The sequence below is a fragment of the Vibrio sp. CUB2 genome, from assembly GCF_001557945.1.
Taxonomy (GTDB): Bacteria; Pseudomonadota; Gammaproteobacteria; order Enterobacterales; family Vibrionaceae; genus Vibrio; species Vibrio owensii.
Genome location: NZ_LNRB01000001.1, coordinates 346155 through 365144 on the forward strand (window position 1 = coordinate 346155; position 18990 = coordinate 365144).

22 protein-coding genes are annotated in these 18990 nt (G+C 45.6%); 10 read left to right on the forward strand and 12 right to left on the reverse strand.

Annotated elements, in window-relative coordinates; translation table 11 throughout:
- Window positions 1-50 precede the first annotated feature (50 nt).
- A complete protein-coding gene (locus ATB78_RS29805) occupies window positions 51-221 on the reverse strand; it encodes a hypothetical protein (protein ID WP_162998343.1) in 171 nt (56 codons plus the stop codon).
- A gap of 98 nt (window positions 222-319) precedes the next feature.
- Between ATB78_RS29805 and ATB78_RS01560 the strand changes: the two genes are divergently transcribed.
- Window positions 320-1204: a LysR family transcriptional regulator gene (locus ATB78_RS01560; RefSeq protein WP_061007622.1), complete on the forward strand. Its 885-nt coding sequence runs from the start codon at window positions 320-322 to the stop codon at window positions 1202-1204.
- A 74-nt stretch (window positions 1205-1278) separates the two neighbouring features.
- Here ATB78_RS01560 and ATB78_RS01565 read toward each other — a convergent pair whose 3' ends face one another.
- Both ATB78_RS01565 and ATB78_RS01570 read right to left on the reverse strand, forming a co-directional pair.
- On the reverse strand, window positions 1279-2064 hold the full coding sequence (locus ATB78_RS01565) for a hypothetical protein (RefSeq protein WP_061007623.1): 786 nt from the start codon (window positions 2062-2064) through the stop codon (window positions 1279-1281).
- Window positions 2065-2244: 180 nt separating this feature from the next.
- Entirely contained in the window at window positions 2245-2787 is a 543-nt protein-coding gene (locus ATB78_RS01570) for an NADPH-dependent FMN reductase (RefSeq protein ID WP_061007624.1), read from the reverse strand.
- 150 nt (window positions 2788-2937) lie between these two features.
- Here ATB78_RS01570 and ATB78_RS01575 point away from each other — a divergent pair, with 150 nt between their 5' ends.
- Complete coding sequence (locus ATB78_RS01575; protein WP_061007625.1) at window positions 2938-3888, forward strand: LysR family transcriptional regulator; 951 nt, start codon at window positions 2938-2940, stop codon at window positions 3886-3888.
- Window positions 3889-4004: 116 nt separating this feature from the next.
- Here the strand turns inward: ATB78_RS01575 and ATB78_RS01580 are convergent, their stop codons facing one another.
- From ATB78_RS01580 to ATB78_RS01610, 6 genes are all read right to left on the reverse strand, one after another.
- Entirely contained in the window at window positions 4005-4436 is a 432-nt protein-coding gene (locus tag ATB78_RS01580) for a VF530 family DNA-binding protein (protein WP_005436283.1), read from the reverse strand.
- 165 nt (window positions 4437-4601) lie between these two features.
- Window positions 4602-6206: an ABC-F family ATPase gene (locus ATB78_RS01585; RefSeq protein WP_081096548.1), complete on the reverse strand. Its 1605-nt coding sequence runs from the start codon at window positions 6204-6206 to the stop codon at window positions 4602-4604.
- Between the two features lie 206 nt (window positions 6207-6412).
- On the reverse strand, window positions 6413-6871 hold the full coding sequence (locus ATB78_RS01590; protein WP_009702257.1) for a hypothetical protein: 459 nt from the start codon (window positions 6869-6871) through the stop codon (window positions 6413-6415).
- Between the two features lie 73 nt (window positions 6872-6944).
- The gene (locus tag ATB78_RS01595) at window positions 6945-8558 is read right to left on the reverse strand and encodes an LruC domain-containing protein (protein ID WP_061007627.1); all 1614 of its coding nucleotides are present in this window, start codon (window positions 8556-8558) and stop codon (window positions 6945-6947) included.
- 236 nt (window positions 8559-8794) lie between these two features.
- A complete protein-coding gene (locus ATB78_RS01605) occupies window positions 8795-9214 on the reverse strand; it encodes a VOC family protein (protein ID WP_045385414.1) in 420 nt (139 codons plus the stop codon).
- Window positions 9215-9218: 4 nt separating this feature from the next.
- On the reverse strand, window positions 9219-10019 hold the full coding sequence (locus tag ATB78_RS01610; protein WP_061007629.1) for a PhzF family phenazine biosynthesis protein: 801 nt from the start codon (window positions 10017-10019) through the stop codon (window positions 9219-9221).
- 346 nt (window positions 10020-10365) lie between these two features.
- Here ATB78_RS01610 and ATB78_RS01615 point away from each other — a divergent pair, with 346 nt between their 5' ends.
- From ATB78_RS01615 to cydX, 8 genes are all read left to right on the forward strand, one after another.
- The gene (locus tag ATB78_RS01615; RefSeq protein WP_061007630.1) at window positions 10366-11322 is read left to right on the forward strand and encodes an MBL fold metallo-hydrolase; all 957 of its coding nucleotides are present in this window, start codon (window positions 10366-10368) and stop codon (window positions 11320-11322) included.
- Window positions 11312-11626, forward strand: coding sequence for a hypothetical protein (locus tag ATB78_RS01620; RefSeq protein ID WP_005436274.1), 315 nt, complete (start codon window positions 11312-11314; stop codon window positions 11624-11626). The genes ATB78_RS01615 and ATB78_RS01620 overlap by 11 nt, the downstream gene beginning before the upstream one ends.
- Entirely contained in the window at window positions 11614-12480 is an 867-nt protein-coding gene (locus ATB78_RS01625) for a DUF692 domain-containing protein (RefSeq protein WP_061007631.1), read from the forward strand. Before ATB78_RS01620 ends, ATB78_RS01625 begins: the two co-directional genes overlap by 13 nt.
- Window positions 12473-13204, forward strand: coding sequence for a putative DNA-binding domain-containing protein (locus ATB78_RS01630; RefSeq protein WP_061007632.1), 732 nt, complete (start codon window positions 12473-12475; stop codon window positions 13202-13204). Before ATB78_RS01625 ends, ATB78_RS01630 begins: the two co-directional genes overlap by 8 nt.
- On the forward strand, window positions 13201-13800 hold the full coding sequence (locus ATB78_RS01635; protein ID WP_005429408.1) for a DoxX family protein: 600 nt from the start codon (window positions 13201-13203) through the stop codon (window positions 13798-13800). The genes ATB78_RS01630 and ATB78_RS01635 overlap by 4 nt, the downstream gene beginning before the upstream one ends.
- An 88-nt stretch (window positions 13801-13888) precedes the next feature.
- On the forward strand, window positions 13889-15484 hold the full coding sequence (locus tag ATB78_RS01640; protein WP_039840499.1) for a cytochrome ubiquinol oxidase subunit I: 1596 nt from the start codon (window positions 13889-13891) through the stop codon (window positions 15482-15484).
- Window positions 15485-15493: 9 nt separating this feature from the next.
- The gene (cydB, locus tag ATB78_RS01645) at window positions 15494-16630 is read left to right on the forward strand and encodes a cytochrome d ubiquinol oxidase subunit II (RefSeq protein ID WP_061007633.1); all 1137 of its coding nucleotides are present in this window, start codon (window positions 15494-15496) and stop codon (window positions 16628-16630) included.
- Window positions 16631-16640: 10 nt separating this feature from the next.
- Window positions 16641-16748, forward strand: a complete 108-nt coding sequence (cydX, locus tag ATB78_RS28155) for a cytochrome bd-I oxidase subunit CydX (RefSeq protein WP_010453186.1) — start codon at window positions 16641-16643, stop codon at window positions 16746-16748.
- A gap of 75 nt (window positions 16749-16823) precedes the next feature.
- Here cydX and ATB78_RS01650 read toward each other — a convergent pair whose 3' ends face one another.
- From ATB78_RS01650 to ATB78_RS01660, 3 genes are all read right to left on the reverse strand, one after another.
- Window positions 16824-17318 carry a GNAT family N-acetyltransferase gene (locus ATB78_RS01650; RefSeq protein WP_061007634.1) on the reverse strand — a complete coding sequence of 165 codons (495 nt, stop codon included), beginning with the start codon at window positions 17316-17318 and terminating at the stop codon, window positions 16824-16826.
- Between the two features lie 11 nt (window positions 17319-17329).
- The gene (locus tag ATB78_RS01655; protein WP_005436267.1) at window positions 17330-17659 is read right to left on the reverse strand and encodes a hypothetical protein; all 330 of its coding nucleotides are present in this window, start codon (window positions 17657-17659) and stop codon (window positions 17330-17332) included.
- Window positions 17660-17773: 114 nt separating this feature from the next.
- The gene (locus tag ATB78_RS01660; RefSeq protein WP_240537353.1) at window positions 17774-18694 is read right to left on the reverse strand and encodes an AraC family transcriptional regulator; all 921 of its coding nucleotides are present in this window, start codon (window positions 18692-18694) and stop codon (window positions 17774-17776) included.
- Between the last annotated feature and the right edge of the window lie 296 nt (window positions 18695-18990).

Genomic DNA, 18990 nt, shown 5'->3' on the forward strand with positions numbered 1-18990 from the left:
CTGTTTTCTGTTTTCTGTTTTCTGTTTTCTGTTTTCTAGGAAGGAGCTTATTAGTCTTTTTCGAACGTCGCTACGGTCTTAATCACGCCAGACATCATTTCGTTAGCGTCTGATTTCTTAGCCGAACTTTGCATGGTTTGAGTGTTTTGACGCAAGCGTTCACGCAATGCTTCTAGTTCCTTTTGTGTATCCGATAATTCCGCAGATTGGTTGTTACTCATCTTATTCTCTACTTGTACTTAACGATTAATGGAGCGATTGTCATCTAAAGTTTTTATAAGATATAGTTAGCTACCATCTAAAAATTAGATACATCGTTATGTTCAATCTTCAACAACTTGAAACGTTAGTCATGTGCGTGGAGTGTGGTTCGTTTTCTGCGGCGGCAAGAAAGCTTGGGAAAGCACAGTCTGCGGTCAGTACTACGATTTCAAACTTGGAAATAGACACAGGACTGACCATCTTTGATCGTACTTCTCGCTTGCCTACCTTAACGGCACAAGGCGAGCGACTGCATGCTCAAGCCCTCTCCTTGTTAGAGCATGCACAACACATCCAAAATATGCTGCAAACGTTCAATGTGGGAATAGAAGATAGGATCTCGATAGGAATCAATGCGCTTTTACTAACACCGCAGTTTTTTGGCGTGATTGAGGAGTTCTATCAGCAATTCCCGCACACCGAGCTCAATCTCAATGTCTTGAAAAACAATGACATTGCTGATGCTGTCGCGAGTAATGAAGTGGATATCGGTTTTATGTTGTGGGGCAGCACACAGCCTAAGAACGTGCTTTTAGGTTCGATTGGCTATGTGCCGTTTTCTATCGCTGTACATCAATCACATCCACTACTGGCCGAAGGCTCCGTTTCTTTTGAAACCCTTAAGGCGTATCGACAAATCGTATTGCAAGATTACCCTGCTCACTACAACGCGAACTTATCTAATTCACTGACCAAAGTGAATGACTTGGAAACCGTAATAGAGTTGATTAAATTGAATAATAACTGGAGCCTGATACCTGACCACTTGTTTCAAAAACACTTAGATATCGTTCCTCTTAAACTACAAGGGGAAGAGAAAGATTGGCTTTTACAGATTGACCGTGTGACGAGCAAAGCAAAAGAAGCAGGTCCTGTTATGCAGTGGCTTACTGAGCGTTGTTTGGATTTCTATCCTAGCGTACAGCCCAAGCAACAACATTAATGATAAAAAGAGAATATCCATATATATTTACTTCAATAATCAACTTTAAATTATTACCAATAAAAAACTAGTAGTTAAAATTGATAGTTGTATTCGATGCGATGATCACCATCATTAAAGTCAACGTTTTCACTCCAGTTTGCATAGTAACGAATATTCGATCTTTTATTTAATTGGTAAGAAAGCGTAAACTCATGGGTTAGAATATCTTTCTCTTCAGCATAATAATTATCTTTGTAATCACTCGAACCAGATAATGTGTGTATGTACATTGGGTTGTAGTTAATCCAGATTTTATCTGTGATGTCGATTTTAGAGTACATACCAACCACCATAAACGTGCCCGGAATTTCATAACCATTGTCTTCACCGCTGTAATCGTTCGCGACCGTCACGCCGACACCACCAAGAGGGTAGAGTTGTACAATACCAAATTTAGGAAGCGATTGGACATAGCTATAAGAGGCATCAAGTCTGTCGTTATCAACATCGTAATTGATATCGATTTGACGGCCTCGACCTGTAGTTAAGTCGGATTGAAAGTTACGAAGTCGAAGTGAGTCGATACTATCATCTACTCCCTTGTATAGTGGATCATCGTTGTCTCTGATCCCCAATAAGTCACCACCAATACCCTTCACTTCAATAACATTCATAGCAAGCGTATTTGGCTTATTTGAGTCATAGGCTTGGCCGACTTTAATGTTAATGCCTTTATCACTGATACCAAAACCAGCTTGTGTATATACCGCAAGTGGATCAGACATATCTTGCAGTTTTTCATCTTTATTTTCTTGAGAGACAGCAGGAATAGAGGCTAAAACACTTAGCGCTAATATAGGATATTTAATAATATTCATAGTATACACCTTTATATTATTTTTATATTTACGAACAAAAAACACCACTCACTATAAATTTTTATAGCAAGATATAACTTCAAATTTAAAATGTAGAGTTTAAGGAACAACCTGTTGCTATTACTAATTTAATAGCAACTAAGTTAGTAATTAAATAGTTTGTATAGAAATATAATAAAACTAATTAATAGCATGTTCGAAAGAGGCCATTAACTCGCTCAGTTCTGCCGAGGTCGCAGCGTCAAATTCACCGTCTTGGAACTTGTCGTAGAAGCCACCCAAGCTGTAAGTGCCTTTTACATCGCCGCCCCACCAAGGCATCAACTCAGCCATGGTTTTGATATTAGTTGCGCCGCCGTTTGCACCTGGAGATGTGCTCACTAGCAGAACTGGTTTCTTCGTGTCACCAAAGAAAGACGTACCTTGAGGCGCAACGCGTGATAGCCAGTCGATCGCATTTTTCAGGAATGCTGGCATTGAGCCGTTGTGCTCTGGTGATGCAATGATGATCGCATCGTATTCGTTTAACGTCGCACGCAGTTTGTGCGCGTCTTCTGGAATACCCTGACCTTCAATATCCAAACCATACATTGGCAATTCAAAGTCGTTTAGGTCAATGGTGCTTACTTCTGTTTGGATAGCTTGCTTTGCTAACGCTTGAACCAAAAGGCTGTGGATTGATTGGCTGTTGTTGCTACCAGTAAATGCGACAATCTTTTTCATAATGGAATCCTAATTACATTTGCCCTTACTTTTGTCGGGCACTCATTGAATGAGGTGATATTAATTAACTCCAATTGGTGAATAAACTCTATAATAGTGTCTATATAGTTCACTAATGGTGAATAATTATGAGTTCGAGGTAGCAAATACATGGATAAGATCAGAGCATTAACCGTATTTCGTCGAGTCGTGGAGCTAGGCAGCTTCGTTGCAGCAGCAGAAGATTTAAACCTTTCAAAAGCCGCCATCAGTAAGAACATCAATGAATTAGAGAGCTACTTAAAAAGCCCTTTGATTAACCGCACGACGCGTAACTTGCACATTACCGATAATGGTCAGCTCTATTATCAGCAAGTGTGTCAGGTTCTCGATGCACTCAACAATGCCGATCGTTCAGTGATCGAGTCTTCCCACACATTAAAGGGCACGCTAAAAGTCAGCATGCCGATGTCATTGGGGTTGATTGAGCTAAACCCTATCATTTGCGAGTTTATGAAGCTGCATCCAGAACTTTCCATAGAGGTAATCATGAGTGACGAGCACCTCGATTTGATTGAACAAGGGGTTGATATCGCCATTCGTGGTGGAGAAGAGCTTGGAAATTCAACTTTACGTTCGCGAAAGCTGCTAGACATTCGACGTGTGCTTTGTGCCTCTCCGAGTTACTTGGAAGCATCAGCACCCTTCCTCACTCCTAGCGATGTGGTTAATCATCGGCTACTGAGTTACAGCCTGTCATCAGCCTCACGTCGTTGGACTTTCAATAATGGCAATCAGATTTTAGATGTTGCGATTCCGCCTTGTGTTTATATGGTAAACAGTGGTCTTGCGCTTACCCAAGCGGCATGTGCAGGACTCGGTGTCGCACTACTACCGGATTTCTTTGTTGAGCCTCAATTAGCTTCAGGTGAATTGGTTGAGATTACTCCTGAATGGCAGATGGAAAAGCACGCGCTGTATATCGTCTACCCTTACCACAAAGAGCAATCACAAAAGTTACGTGCCTTTATTGATTATGTCGTAGAGAGCTTCCAAGCGCGATTCAGCCGTCAGTCAGACCCGCAACAGATGTACTCTTCGATTATCAAGCTAGGGTCTTGATAACAAGGTTTAGCTAAAGAAAAGGCAATAAAAAAGCCAAACTGGGTAGTTTGGCTTTTCATCAAAATCATCCTGCTCTTAGAGATCAAGCCTACAAGAACAAGAGTACTGAAAGTTTATCGACGGCGGTTGTTAAAACGAGCACGATCTGAGCGTTGCTTTGCTGAACGCTCTTTGTGCGCAGACGCAGCCTTCGCTTGTGAAGCCAGAATCGATTCAACCGTCAGTTCCATTGGTTCACGCGGCTCCAATCCATGACGGAAAGTACGTGCGCGTGGTGGTAGGTTGTATTCGTATTCAGACGCCTTTGGCATACGCTTGTAGCGGTATAGGTAGAAGTTCTCTACACGCTCGCGAGCCCATTCTGTTTTCTTCAGGTATTTAACGCTGCTCGCAATACTTGGCTTAGTGTTGAAACAGTTCATACGCATTGCTGTGTCGAGGATTTCCCAACCGTAATGGTCAACAAGCTGCTGCAACATGTCTTCTAATTTAAGACCGTGCAGAGGGTTGTTCTTCTGCAGTTCAATACGTTCTTCGTCGGTCATAAATTCATGGCTCATGAACGGCTCCTTAATTGTGGGTGGCGAGCGTTGTACTCACCACCTTACCTCTATTAGGTTTAGATTAAATCACTATTGCAAATAATCTGTTGTTTTCTTCGTCTCAAAGACGAACTTTACGTCCAATTATTCACGATGATCGGCGCTTGATTACGCAGCGCTAAGCACCTTTTGTTGGTGTGCCATGTACTCTTCAAATGTACCTTGGAAACTCACCAACTGTTTGTCTTTTACATCAATGATTGAAGTCGCCAATGACGATACAAACTCACGGTCATGACTAACAAAGATCAAAGTACCCGTGTAGTCTTTTAATGCGCTGTTTAACGCTTCAATCGCTTCCATATCCATGTGGTTGGTTGGCTCATCCATCACCAAAACGTTGATGTCTTGCATCATTAGCTTACCAAACAGCAGGCGGTTCTTCTCACCACCCGAGCAGTTTTTTGCTTTTTTGTTGGCATCGTCAGCGGTAAACAACAAGCGACCTAGAATGCCACGCACCATTAAGTCATTGTGCTTCACGGTGCGCCACTGAGAGATCCACTCAAAGATGGTCAGATCATTATCGAAGTCCGCGCTGCTGTCCTGTGGGCAGTAACCAATCGAAGCGTTTTCAGACCATTTTACTACGCCCTGAGTTTGCTCTAGTTCGTTCACTAGGCAACGTAGCAAGGTCGTTTTACCCACACCGTTTTCACCGATGATCGCAAGGCGAGTGCCTGCTTCGAGTAACAAGTTGCCTTTTTCAAACAACAGCTCATCACCAAACGAGTGACCAAGGTCTTGCAGTTCCAATGCTAAACGATGCAGTTTTTTACCCTCACCGAAATCAATCGATGGGCTAACACGGCTACTTGCTTTCACTTCGTCAAGTTGGATTTTTTCCATCTTCTTCGCGCGAGAGCTGGCCTGTTTTGCTTTCGATGCATTCGCACCAAAACGGTTTACGAATTCTTGAAGTTCATTGATTTCAGCGGTTTTCTTCGCGTTAGAAGCCAATAACTGCTCACGACGAAGACCAGACGCCTCAAGGAAGTATTCATAGTTGCCAGGGTAAATGCGCAGTTCGCCGTAATCGATATCTGCCATGTGAGTACACACAGAGTTTAAGAAGTGACGGTCGTGCGAGATGATCATCATCGTACACTTACGTTGGTTCAACTCTTCCGCCAACCAGTTGATGGTGTGAATATCCAAGTTGTTGGTTGGTTCGTCGAGCAGCAAAATATCTGGGTTAGCAAACAGAGCTTGCGCCAAAAGCACACGCAGTTTCCAGCCCGGAGCAACTTGCTGCATCAAACCAAAATGCAGCTCTTCTTCAATACCCGCTTGAAGCAAAATATCACCAGCACGGCTTTCTGCTGTGTAGCCATCCATTTCTGCGAATTCGCTTTCAAGCTCAGCGACTTTCATGCCGTCTTCTTCGCTCATTTCAGGTAATGAATAGATACGGTCACGTTCCTGCTTCACTTCCCAAAGCTTGCGATCGCCCATGATCACAGCGTCAATCACGCTGTATTGCTCGAACGCAAACTGATCTTGGCTCAATACGCCCAGTTTCAGCCCCGGAGTAATAGAAACGTTGCCCGAGCTTGGCGCAAGTGCCCCACTCAGGATTTTCATAAATGTCGATTTACCACAGCCGTTTGCGCCAATCAGACCATAACGGTTACCGTTGCCAAATTTAGCAGAGATATTTTCGAACAGTGGCTCGGCACCAAATTGCATGGTGATATTGTTTGTACTAATGATAGCGGCGTCCTCGAAGGAAATTTCTTTTAAATAACAAGTTGTTAAATCACTTTCGAGATACGGTTAGAAAAGGGCATATTGAAAGTGGCCGCCATTCTATCTGATTCGCTCAATAGGTGATATAGATCACGCTAATGTTGCGAAGGATTTTTATCAAAAATAAAGCGTGGCTTTAACCACGCTTTGCTTATTAACGACATCTTGGATTAAAAATCGAGATGGTAATTGTTGTTGGATTGATTCAACGAAATCACCCAGTTCTTCTCAGATTCACCAGCATTCATTGGGACCCATTGCGCGTACAACTTGGTCCAATTGCCATTCACCTCTAACTCAACCTGATTGGTTCGGGTCGGATAAATAGTGGTGATGCGTGACATTGGGTCTGCAATCACATCGCCGTTTTCCGCCGTAAATGCCTCTTTGGTGTAGAGATGTAATGCACCATCAGAAGCCCCTTGGTAGTTCATAGACAAGGTAATGGTCTCGCCAACATCAAAGGAAAAGTCTCGTTGTGCCACAATGTCTTGTGTGTCATCAGTCTCATCCACCACTGGCGCAGGAGCTGGGGTTGAAGAGCCGCCACCTCCGCCGCCACCGCCTCCACAAGCAGCAACTAAGGTTGAAGCAAACATGATGGTCAGTAGTTTTGTCGAAGTATTCATGTGATGCTCCTTGCTATTCCGTTGCTGAGATAACTTTGCCACTCGCTGGCGCGTTGTACCAACTGGTGTCCGTTTAGCCACTGCTGGTTACCCAAGTTGGAAATCCTGTGTAGGCATGGCTGATATCTGTGTTCTCGGTTGGGTGATCCCATTCATCACGAATGTTGATTGCCCAAGGCATGTTGTTGCTGGTTAGGAAGTATTCCGAGCCGCCTGTGTCATCATCATGCAGGTTGAACAATGCGTTATTCATGTCCCCAGTGCCTGAGAATGTCTTAAAGTGGGTTTGCCATGTCATACCCGGGAAGGTCGCAACAAAGTCCCCGTGGTACGTACCTTCTGCCGCAAAGATGAATGAGTCATATGGCGGGTAACCGATTTGATCTCGTGCGACTGGCGTGGTTAGTTCGACGACCATCTGGTAGCTGAGAATATCGGTCGCTTGCTGATTCAAACAATTGCTCTGAGTACGGTAATAAGTACAACCTGAAGTCAGAACACCAAGCGCATCCAGTTCAGCTCTTAAATCCTCCGATACCACCAACACGGTTTCGCTGCCAGATTGAAGCACCGTATGTTCCACTGCTTGCCCATTTTTGGTCACCGTTACCGATGCCACGTTGGACGAATCCACATTAGGCAGCTTCACGGCAAAACCATTAGAATAACCCGCCCCCATTGCTTGTAGGGTGTAATCGACGGTAATGGTCTTCAATTCACGTTGGCCATTCAACAGTTCGGTCACACGGTAGCGCCACACCACATCGTTAAAGTCGTAGTCACCCATTAACGGCCAGCGATCTTCGAATGCCATCGTCGCATAAGTATCGGAGCTTGGATAAACCGACGTCACTGTGACCTCTGGGTTGTTCTCTTGGACCAACACTTCGTATTTCGAGTCAGTAGTGCCATCGGTGTTCACGCCATCCACAGCCGAGAAAGGTGAAATGTCCACGGTGAAAATCAAGTCGTTGAAGTCGTTATCGCCACTCGGACGGCGAATGTCTTCAAAACCAAGCACCAAAAATTCATTCTCAGTATCCAAGAACGCAACGTTATGGCGGCGGTAATTAGCGGTCGTCTCTGGATTCAAACTGGATAAACTGTAAAAAGGGGTGTTCCAAGGGCCAAGGTAAGGAATGTTGTTATAGGTACTCACATACCAACCATTCGGGATGACGAAAAACGCAAGCGTCTGACCCGCAGTTAACTGCACATCGAGATCGATAGTGTCACCTTCCTGCATGTCACCATCTGGCGCTTTCGAAGCATTTGGGAAAATAACCATGTGCGTTTCGATATCGTCTTTGCTAGTTGGTGGATTGTTAGTGTCGTAGACAAAATAGCCTAGCGAATTTCGATAGCCAGCCCCCTCATTAAGAAAAGTCACTGAGGCCGTCGCGTACTCAGCGCCATCAAGCTCGTCATCGATATCAATATTTGAATAGCGTTCCGGTGCAATAAACGCACTGTTAACGTAAGTCCCTTCAGGAAGCATCGAGTACACATTGGTCAACGTGTCCTGAGGTAAGGTTTCCGCAATAGAAGTGGTCTCTAATGGTTTACCTTTGATGGTGTAGTTTGCATTGTCACTGCCTGATTCGAACGATAAATCACTGGTAGTGAGCGCGTATCCGGACATGGATACGCAACAACTGGTTAGCGCAATAAGTTTCCCTGCTTTCATGTTATTCCCCTCATCAACTGAATCGTTGGTCGTAGAGGGTTAACGCAAATATGATGCCGAAATTACCTCATTTAAAAACATGGAGTTATATTGATTTAAATATCATTCTCATTTTGAGAATTAAGCTGATAGGCAAAGTGAAGCGAAATGGGAAGAGAAGAAACAAATGCGAGAAGCAGACACCTGAAACAAAAAGAGCGCCCAGAAAGACGCTCTTAATATCGATGAATTTGACTCTATGAACGCGACGCCATTGGGTGGCTTGGGCTCATTTCTAGCAAGTCCCACAGGTTGCCATAGAGATCTTCAAACACGGCGACTGTGCCGTAGTCTTGCTTCGCTGGCGGGCGAACAAACTTAATACCCTGCTCTACCATTCGGTTGTAATCACGCCAGAAGTCATCTGTATTCAAAAATAGGAACACACGTCCACCAGTTTGGTTACCGATGAAGTCATGCTGCTCTGGCTTAGACGCTTTGGCTAGCAATAATGTCACACCATTAGAACCCGGTGGAGAAACCACAACCCAGCGCTTATCTTGCTCTGGTTGGTAAGTATCTTCCACCAGCTCAAACTTCAGCTTATTCACATAAAAATCAATCGCTTCATCGTAATCTTTTACGACCAAAGCAATATGGATAATGGATTGTTTCATCGCGTTATACCTTTAGTTTTCCGCTGATAACCGTCTTTGCGGAGCCAATCAGTTTAATACGTCCGTTTTCTAACAACTCGGTTTGTAAATGTCCACCGCGTGCCGACGCTTGATAAGCGCGGTACTGATTTTGACCGAGCTTCTGCGCCCAAAACTGAGTCAGTGCGCAGTGAGCTGAGCCCGTAACAGGATCTTCGTTCACGCCCACCCAAGGAGCGAAGTAGCGTGAGATAAAGTCGAGGTCTGGGGAATTCGACTGAGCAGTTACCACCACGCCGCGCCCTTGAATGTTCTTTAATGCATCAAAGTTAGGCTCGAGTTCCAACACGGTTTGTTCACAGTCGACTTCAATAAAGCCTTTGCTATCAAACTGAGCGTAAGAAACCACTTGCTCCGCTTTCAATCCAAGTGCCGCTAGCAACGTAGCGTCTTGTTCAACATCCATTTCAAGCTGAGTCGAAGGAAAGTCGAGCTCAATTGTCAACTCGTTTACTTTTGCATGAAGCTCACCAGAGAGAGTTTGAAAGGCAATGGTATCGCCAACCTTCGCTAATCCTTGTTCTTTTAAGATTTGCGCTGTGGCTAATGTGCCATGACCACATAGCGCCACTTCTACCTTAGGTGTGAACCAACGCAGTCGCATGTCTTTCAAACAGAGAAAAGCGGTTTCTGATACCGCCATTTCTTCAGCGATAGAGAACATCAATGCCTCTGGTAACGGTTCTGGTGAGAGGCAGACTCCTGCAGGGTTTCCTTTAAAAGGTTCGGTGGTGAAAGAGTCCACTTGGTAGATATCGAGATCCATGATGCGCTTCCTAATACTGCTATTTTGGCAAGATGCCAAACAGCTTATCGGTTTCATGGTAAAGCGACAATGCATGCCCTGTTTGTTCTTGCAAAACACAAACAAAAGGCACCCTTTGCGGTGCCTTTTTACATTCTGATGCTTGTTCAGCTCAAACCAATAACGTTCAATTTGCCTGAACGAAACTTTAAAATTACTAGATATAATTAACCATTCATATTGGATATCTTATTCCCGTGCTTTGACGGACATCAAAAACAAATCGTTTTTCCTGCCTCTTCAACACTTCTTTGGATGCTCACCCAAAGAAAATAAATAATAAAAATCAAACTCATAGGTATTCAATATGAAACAGCCTTTAAAAACGTTAGTGCTGGCTCTAGGGTTATCCTTAGGTGCAGCCAACTGTTACGCATTAACTGTCGAACCGCTCGAAAAAGATTTTACTTTGCAGCTACTCGGATCCGGCGGACCAATCTCTGATGACCTTCGTGCATCTTCTGGTGAACTGGTTTGGTGGAAAGGAAAATCACGCGTGATGATCGATGCCGGTGGTGGTGTTTATCTGCGTTTCGGCCAAGCAGGCGGCAAACTGGAAGACTTAGACTTCCTTGGTTTAAGCCATTTCCACACCGACCACGTCGCCGACGTTCCTGCCTTATTAAAAGGTGGCTACTTCTTTGACCGTCAAGATCCCCTCGATATCGCGGGCCCAGAAGCAGGCTCTGCATTTCCTAGCTTAACCGGTTACATGAAAGCGCTTTTCGACGGTGATGAAGGCGCGTACGCATATCTGAACGGTTTGTTTGATGGCAGCGATGGCTTGTTCCCAGTCACCATTACTGATGTGCCATACAAAACGTCCCAAGGCACCAAGGTGTACGAGCAAGATGGGTTAACCATTTACGCTCTCGGCATCCCACACGGTGACGTACCTTGTCTCGCTTTCCGAATCGAAAGTGCCGAAGGCGTAATGGTGATTTCCGCCGACCAAAACGGCAGTAACCCTGACTTCATCGACTTCGCTAAAGGTGCCGACATTTTATTGATGCCATTGGCAATTCACGAAGAAGCAGACGAAGTCTCGTCATTTATGCACGCTAAGCCATCGGTTGTCGGCAAGATCGCCGCAGAAGTAAATCCAAAACTCTTGGTGCTTAACCACTGGATGGGCTTAGGTCTAAAACTCAAACCCGCTTCCATCAAGATCGTCAAAGAGTACTACCACGGTCAAGTTATCGCTGGTCACGACTTATCTAGCTACCCAATGAGCGCAGCGAAGGAGATATCTCATGAACAATAAACTCGCTCTATCTATCGCGATGACGTCTGTCATTACTTTGAACTCAGGCATGGCGTTTGCCGATGCTCCCACCGAGGCTCCTGTTGAAGCTCAATCCAGCTCTCAACATGGCGGTAAGTGTGCGGCTGGTAAATGTGGTACAGAGAAACGCTTCGAGAAACAAGAGTTAAAAGATGATCCGCAAGGCCGTTTGGTACGCGCCCGAGACGGTAAATGTGGTGTGACAGGTGAAGGTATTAACCCTTCGGCTGAAACCATCAAATTAACCAAAAGCAAAATCACAGGTGGGGTATGCGGACAATAACCGATACATCAAAAGGGATTGGGCTGCGCAGCGAACACGTTGATTTGCTGTGTCAGTTGCCCGAGCACCCAGATATCGATTTCCTCGAATTGGCACCGGAAAACTGGATGAATATTGGCGGCTTGAAACGTGAACAACTGCAAGACATTGCAAAATATTATCCTCTTGTCGCTCATGGCTTGAGCTTATCGATTGGTGATTGCCAACCGTTAAACGAGTCTTTTGTACGAGACGTCGCACGCTTTCTCGATGAATTTAATATCGACATCTATAGCGAACATCTGAGTTTCTCTAGAGACAATCAGGGCTATTTGTATGAACTGCTTCCGATCCCTCGACATAAAGAGAACATTCCGTATTTGGTCGAACGCATTCAACGCGTGCAAGACATTGTTCAGCGTCCATTGGCGTTAGAGAATATCTCTTACTACCACGATTACGGACATGAAATGCCAGAGGGCGAGTTTATCGCTGAAGTGAGTGAGCGCAGTGGATGTAAGTTGCTTATCGACATTAACAATGTGTTCGTCAACAGCCGAAATCATCATTTCTGCCCTTACGACATGCTGAGCACTTTACCAAGCGATGCGATTCGTTATTACCACATTGCGGGTCACTTGAAAGAGCGTGACGACTTCTTGCTCGATACCCATGGTAAACCAGTACCTGATGAAGTGATTGATCTGGCTCGTTATACCTACTCGGTGCATGGCGGTAAGCCTTTGCTTCTTGAACGCGACCACAATGTGCCGTCGCTGCTTGTTCTGGCCGAAGAGCTTCGCTGTATTCATGGTGAGATCTTGGATTTCAGCCAAACCCTCGAAGTGTTGTGTAAGGAGGTGCTCAATGCTTAAACCTCCGAGCAAAATGCGCGCGCAAACCGAGTCCCTAACGGCTCTGATTCGCACGCCTATGAATCAGCATGCGCTGTGTCGATATAGCGAATTTATCCGCGACAACATCTTGGGTGTCGTTGCGAATACGTTCCCTCTATTTTCTTCGCAGTTCGCTGATGAACAACTTGAACACATGGTGGATGACTTTGTGGTGATGCACGGTGCATCCGAGCCTGAGTTTCATCATATTGCCACCGAGTTTGTTCAATTTTTGCAGCAGAAAGCGCATCAAGATTCCAGCTCCATATCTGCCGATCAGGAGGCGTTGTTGGAATATGAATGGGTGGCGTTCAATGTAGAAATTGACACCTTAGTCGCGGCATTTACTTCTTCACCGAATCAGATATTCGAAGAGAGCCAAGTGCTGCAACTCAACCCAACATTAAAGCTGGTCGAAGTGCCTTTCTTGTTGCATCAAGACTCCGTGACCTTCTTAACTGACAGGCGTCATCCTGTGTTTTATGGCGTGTTTCGGAACTCACAGCATCATGTGGTATCGCAAAAGCTCAGAGAAGTGGATGTCGCATTGATTCAGCTATTACAACAGCAACCAAACCTGACTCTGGCGCAACTACAACAAATGATTGCTCAGCAACTCGCCAGATTCAGTTTCATGGAGTGGGCTCAACACTTCAGTGAACTAGGACTCGTCAGCGTCCGCCCTTCAGGAGAAAAATTATGATTAAGTCAGCCCTCAATTGGTTCGACGGTCTCGTCGAGAAGTGCAAAAGATACGATTACTTAGCGTTACTTGCGATTCGTCTCTACCTCATTCCAGTCATTTTTGTTGGCGCTCGATCTAAGGTGCTGGGTTTCTCTGGCACCGTCGCGTGGTTTGGCGCGTCCACTGCAGATGGTGGTTTGAACTTACCATTTCCCGAGTTGTTGGCGTTTCTTGCCGCAGGTACGGAAGTGCTTGGCTGTATTTGTATCGCTTTGGGTTTGTTTACCCGAGTGATGTCGATTCCGATGATTTTCTTGATGAGTGTTGCGAGCGCAATGGTGCACTGGAAACACGGTTGGGATGCTATCGCTACTGGCGGCATGGAAGCAACGGTACGTTTGAACGGCTTTATTGAATGGTTAGCAACTAACTTCCCAGGTCGATACAACTACATCACCGAATTGGGTGACCCAGTAATGCTCAACAACGGTATGGAGTTCGCAGCGACCTACTTTGTGATGTTGCTGGTGCTGTTCTTCTACGGCGGTGGTCGCTACGTAAGCTTGGATTACTGGCTGAGAAAACCTTTCTCTCGCACGCCAGCAAAAGCCTAACTCAAGCGCCCCAAGCCTTAACGCTTAATTAAACAGACTAATAATAACCTTATCTAACCCGCTACTCTGGTAGCGGGAAGGAGTCCTTATGTTTGCAGATGTCGTTGATCTGTCGCGGTTTCAGTTCGCTAGTACCGCACTCTATCATTTTATATTCGTTCCACTGACCATAGGTTTGTCTTTCTTGCTGGCCGTTATGGAGTCTTTGTACGTCATGACGGGAAAAACCATCTACAAAGACATGACCAAGTTCTGGGGTAAGTTATTCGGGATTAACTTCGCCGTGGGCGTCGCGACCGGTCTTACCATGGAGTTTCAATTTGGTACCAACTGGGCGTATTACTCTCACTATGTGGGCGATATTTTCGGGGCACCGCTCGCTATCGAAGCCTTGATTGCCTTCTTCCTCGAATCCACCTTAGTCGGTATGTTCTTCTTCGGTTGGGATCGATTATCAAAACGCCAACACTTGTCGGTTACTTGGCTGACAGCTCTGGGTTCTAACTTCTCTGGGTTGTGGATTTTGATGGCAAATGGCTGGATGCAAAACCCAGTCGGCGCGGAATTTAATTACCAAACCATGAGAATGGAAATGATCAACTTTGCTGATGTGGTGTTTAACCCTGTCACGCAAGTGAAGTTTGTTCATACCGTGGCTGCCGGTTACACCACAGGTGCTTTGTTTGTGATGGGCATCAGTGCTTACTACTTACTTAAAGGTCGAGATATCTCGTTCGCTCGCCGTTCGTTTGCGGTGGCGTCCGCATTTGGCATGGCTGCGATTGTGTCTACATTGATGCTAGGTGATGAATCGGGTTACGAGCTTGGTGACGTGCAACAGGTAAAACTGGCGGCAATTGAGTCCGAGTGGCACACCGAAGAAGCACCCGCCTCGTTCACGCTATTTGGCTTACCAAACCAAGAAACTATGGAAACCGACTACGCCATTAAGATTCCATATTTAATGGGGATCATCGCAACTCGCTCGCTGGATGAACCTGTGATGGGCTTACGCGATCTGATGGCACAGAACGAAGATCGTATCCGCGATGGTATCCAAGCTTACGGCATGCTAGAGGAACTTCGCGCAGGTAACGACAGTCCTGAAAACATCGCTCAATTCGATGAGATGAAGAAAGATCTCGGCTACGGTCTGCTCTTGAAGAAATACACTGAGAACGTCACCGACGCGACTGAAAGTCAAATCAAGCAAGCGGCGCAAGACACGATTCCTCAAGTAGCACCTCTGTTCTGGAGCTTCCGAATCATGGTGGCTTGTGGGGTATTGATGTTCGCCATTATCGGTTTGTCTTTCGTCCAAGTCTGCCGCAGAAAATTGGGTTCGAGCCCTTGGTTATTGAGAGCAGCACTATGGGCGATCCCATTACCTTTCATAGCTTGTGAAGCGGGTTGGTTCGTTGCTGAATACGGACGTCAGCCATGGGCAATTGGTGAGGTGCTTCCGGTCAATATGGCGGTATCTAACCTCGCACCAAGTGACATTTGGATTTCGCTCGGCTTTGTTTATGTGCTCTACACAGCGTTCTTGATTGTAGAAATGTTCTTGATGGTGAAGTTTGCCAAACGTGGACCAAGCGTGCTTAAAACAGGTCGCTATCACCATGAAGAAAACAACGAAAAAGACAAACAATCCGACACATTCAAACTGATTGATCAGCACTAAGGAGGCACTATGTTTGATTACGAAAACCTACGCCTATTTACTTGGGCGGTCGTTGGTGTGCTGTTGATTGGTTTCACCATCACTGACGGATTCGATATGGGGGTAGCCGCGCTGCTCCCAGTTATGGGGAAAAAGAACCTCGAACGTCGCGTAATGCTTAACGCTATCGCGCCACACTGGGACGGCAACCAAGTTTGGCTGATCACCGCTGGCGGTGCCATCTTCGCGATATGGCCCTTGGTATACGCCGCAGCGTTCTCCGGATTCTATATTGCCATGCTGTTAGTGCTCGCATCCCTTTGGTTGCGTCCTATAGGTATGGATTACCGAGCTAAAATCGATAATCCGCAATGGCGCAACGCGTGTGATATCGCCTTGTTCATCAGCGGTGTGATTCCACCGATTATCTTTGGGGTTGGCTTCGGTAACTTGTTGGTCGGCGTACCGTTCGAGTTAAACAACTTGCTGATGTTGGATTATCAAGGTGGGTTCTTTGACTTGCTTACTCCATTCCCAATTCTGTGTGGCTTAGTGAGTTTGACCATGGTGGTGACACAAGGGGCTACTTTCCTTCAAATGAAAACCAAACATGAGCTGCGCAGTCGAGCACAAAACATCACGTTGTGGGGCGCGGGTGCAACCATGTTGCTATTTATGTTTGGCGGTTTGTTCGCGGCATCGCAATCGGGTTACATCATCATAGGCGCGATGCTTAAAGATGGCATTTCAAACCCACTCAACAAACAAGTGGTGAGCATCGCGGGTGATTTATTGCATAACTTCAGCGAAATGCCGCAACTTTGGTTGATTCCATTTACTGCGGTAACGAGCTTACTGGTGTGTTTTTGGGCAACGGTCTCTCGCCGTGCTGGGGTGGCGTTTACTATGTCGAGCATTGCGATTGCTTGCATCATCTTAACGGCAGGCGTCACCTTGTTCCCGATGATCATGCCATCAAGCATCAACCCATCGCACAGCTTAACGTTATGGGATGCGACATCGAGTGAGAAAACGCTCGGCATTATCTCTATCGTTGCCATCATCGTTGTGCCTGTGATTCTGGGCTACACCGCATGGTGTTACTACAAAATGTTCGGACGTTTGGATAACAACTACATCCGCAGCAACAGCTCATCGCTCTATTAAGGAGGCAAGTATGTGGTACATGTGTTGGGTACTTGGCGTATTACTCGCCTGCGCCTTTGGTGTCATCAATGGTTTATGGCTAGAGAACACAGGACGCTTTGAAGAGGAAGAGTTCTAACCTCTCACTTCAGAACGGAACATTCCCAATAACAAACGCCCTCAATCACGAGGGCGTTTGTTCATCTCAATGAGCTTACTCTGCCGACAATCGATAGCGGCGCACTTCGTATTGGTCTTGTTCTGAATAGAATGTATTGAGGAACTCGCCACCCGCTTTTTCGATCACGCGTCTTGATGCGGTATTGTTCACATCACAAGTGACGACAGCAAAGTCCTTAATGATTTCGGTTTTCACCCAATTCAACATGAATGTGGCGATGCCTTTACCTTGAGCATCTGGCGCAGTTTCGTAACCAATGTGCCCAATCACATTTTCAAGGTAGTCGTTATTCCCATCACGAACTCGAATCGAACCAAGTATCATCCCTTCTTCGATACAGAAGTATGTCGAAGACGGCGTCCAACCTTCAGGCAAACCTTCTCCCTTCGCGTATCCAATTCGTTTTTTCAGCAGCGCTTCGCTGTCGCTTTGGGCGGCGACGTACATTTCCATTTCCGCATGAGCACACTTTTCAACATACTGCTCAAACGCCTCTAAATGGTTGAGGTTGGCTTTGACTATTTGCATGATCGCTCTCCTCACCAGACATTCATTTTGAAATACAACAAGAAGCAGGTAATAAATATTAAGCCGCACCATGCGAAAAAGATCTTCGCTTTTTGCTCTGCACTGGCTTCTTCTGGATCAGGTTGCAGGATGAAGTAATAACAAACGATGGGAATGAGTTCGTAGGTTTTAGCAATGTATTGATGCCCCATTTCAAGAAATGGCGGGACGTACAAATACACCACGGTGTAAGCAATGAAATAAAGTGTACCAAGAATGCGGTGCAAACCGATGGATTGGCCTTCTCGGAAAAACCAAACTAATGCTGCCAAACCAGCGAAGACTGCGACGAGTAAAAACATCCGTTCTTCTACCCTTCTTTTTGAAACTGTCTCCTACCCTATTGAAACCACTCAATTAATCAAATGGTTATGTTGCCAAACACGATAAAGCTCAAACAGATTTGCTCAGTAAGCCTAGATCGAGGATTGATTGGCTTTCTTCCACTGCAAGGGGGGGATGCCATTCGCGCGTTTAAAGGCACGTACAAACTGAGTGGCATCAGCGTATCCCAAGTGCACGGCAATATCTCCAACGGCACTGTTTCTTTGAATCAAAACGCGTTTGGCAAAGGCAAAGTTGAGCACCTCTTTTACCTCTCGAAAACTGGTGCCTTCTTGCTTCAAACTGCGCTGCACCGTGCGCTTTGAAATGCCAATTAACTCGCTAAACACTTCCAAAGACATATCAACTCGCCCTACATACGCCGCCAAAGCTTGCTCAACATAGTAAGCAAAAGGCTTGTCTTCCGCGCATACATTTATGCTATCGATCCCTTCTAAAGCGGGATACTCCAACGCTAAATGTTCTTGACCAAGAAACTGCGGAATATCACTCCTGATTTGGAGCTCAGTTAAAGGCTGGCCTTGCGGGTGAAGCAGATAGTAAGCGCTCGGCTCTTGCAGATTTGGGTACCAAGCTTTCATATACGCATGAAGATAAACCGTTAGAAACAACTCGGCTTCTATTTGCTCAAAGGCACTAGCATGAGCTTCTACTCGAGTGACATGAGCTGACGTTTCAACATTCAAGGCTCTTAGCCCTAAGCTCGTTATGACGTTTTCCGACGTGGCTTGATTGAACTTCAAATTAATACTCGCGTGCTTCGAGATACGTTGTAATGAAGAGACAAATACCGTTGCGCCTAAGTGCTGCCCCAACCCAGATAGCAACCGAGAAAAAGCATGGAAAGGAATGAACTCAGCCGTTGAAGTGTCTAGCGCAAATGGCATGTCCGCTTGCTCTTGCAATAGCGCCAATGCTTTAGGCTCCAGAGCTAACTGCCCAAGAAAATCATACACGATTGTTTTTCTAATCAATGGGATGGAATGACTCACACCTTCTCCTAGGTTCAACGCGTCTCTTTTCATTACACGACTTCTGACGTTACTTGACTGGCTTTTCAAAAGATAGAACACGTGGCGCAAAATGCACATTTTTACATTCATAACTGACTAAGATAACCACATCGCTTGAGTGAAGTTAAGGCAAAAATTTGAGCCATAGATCGTATTTCACATCAAGTTTCCGTTATCGCTTGGAGATTGGCAGCAAGAACGTGAGTTTTGACTAATATTCAATTAGTTGAATTAAACCATTCACGACAAAAGCCATCTCTAAACGCTAGATGCAC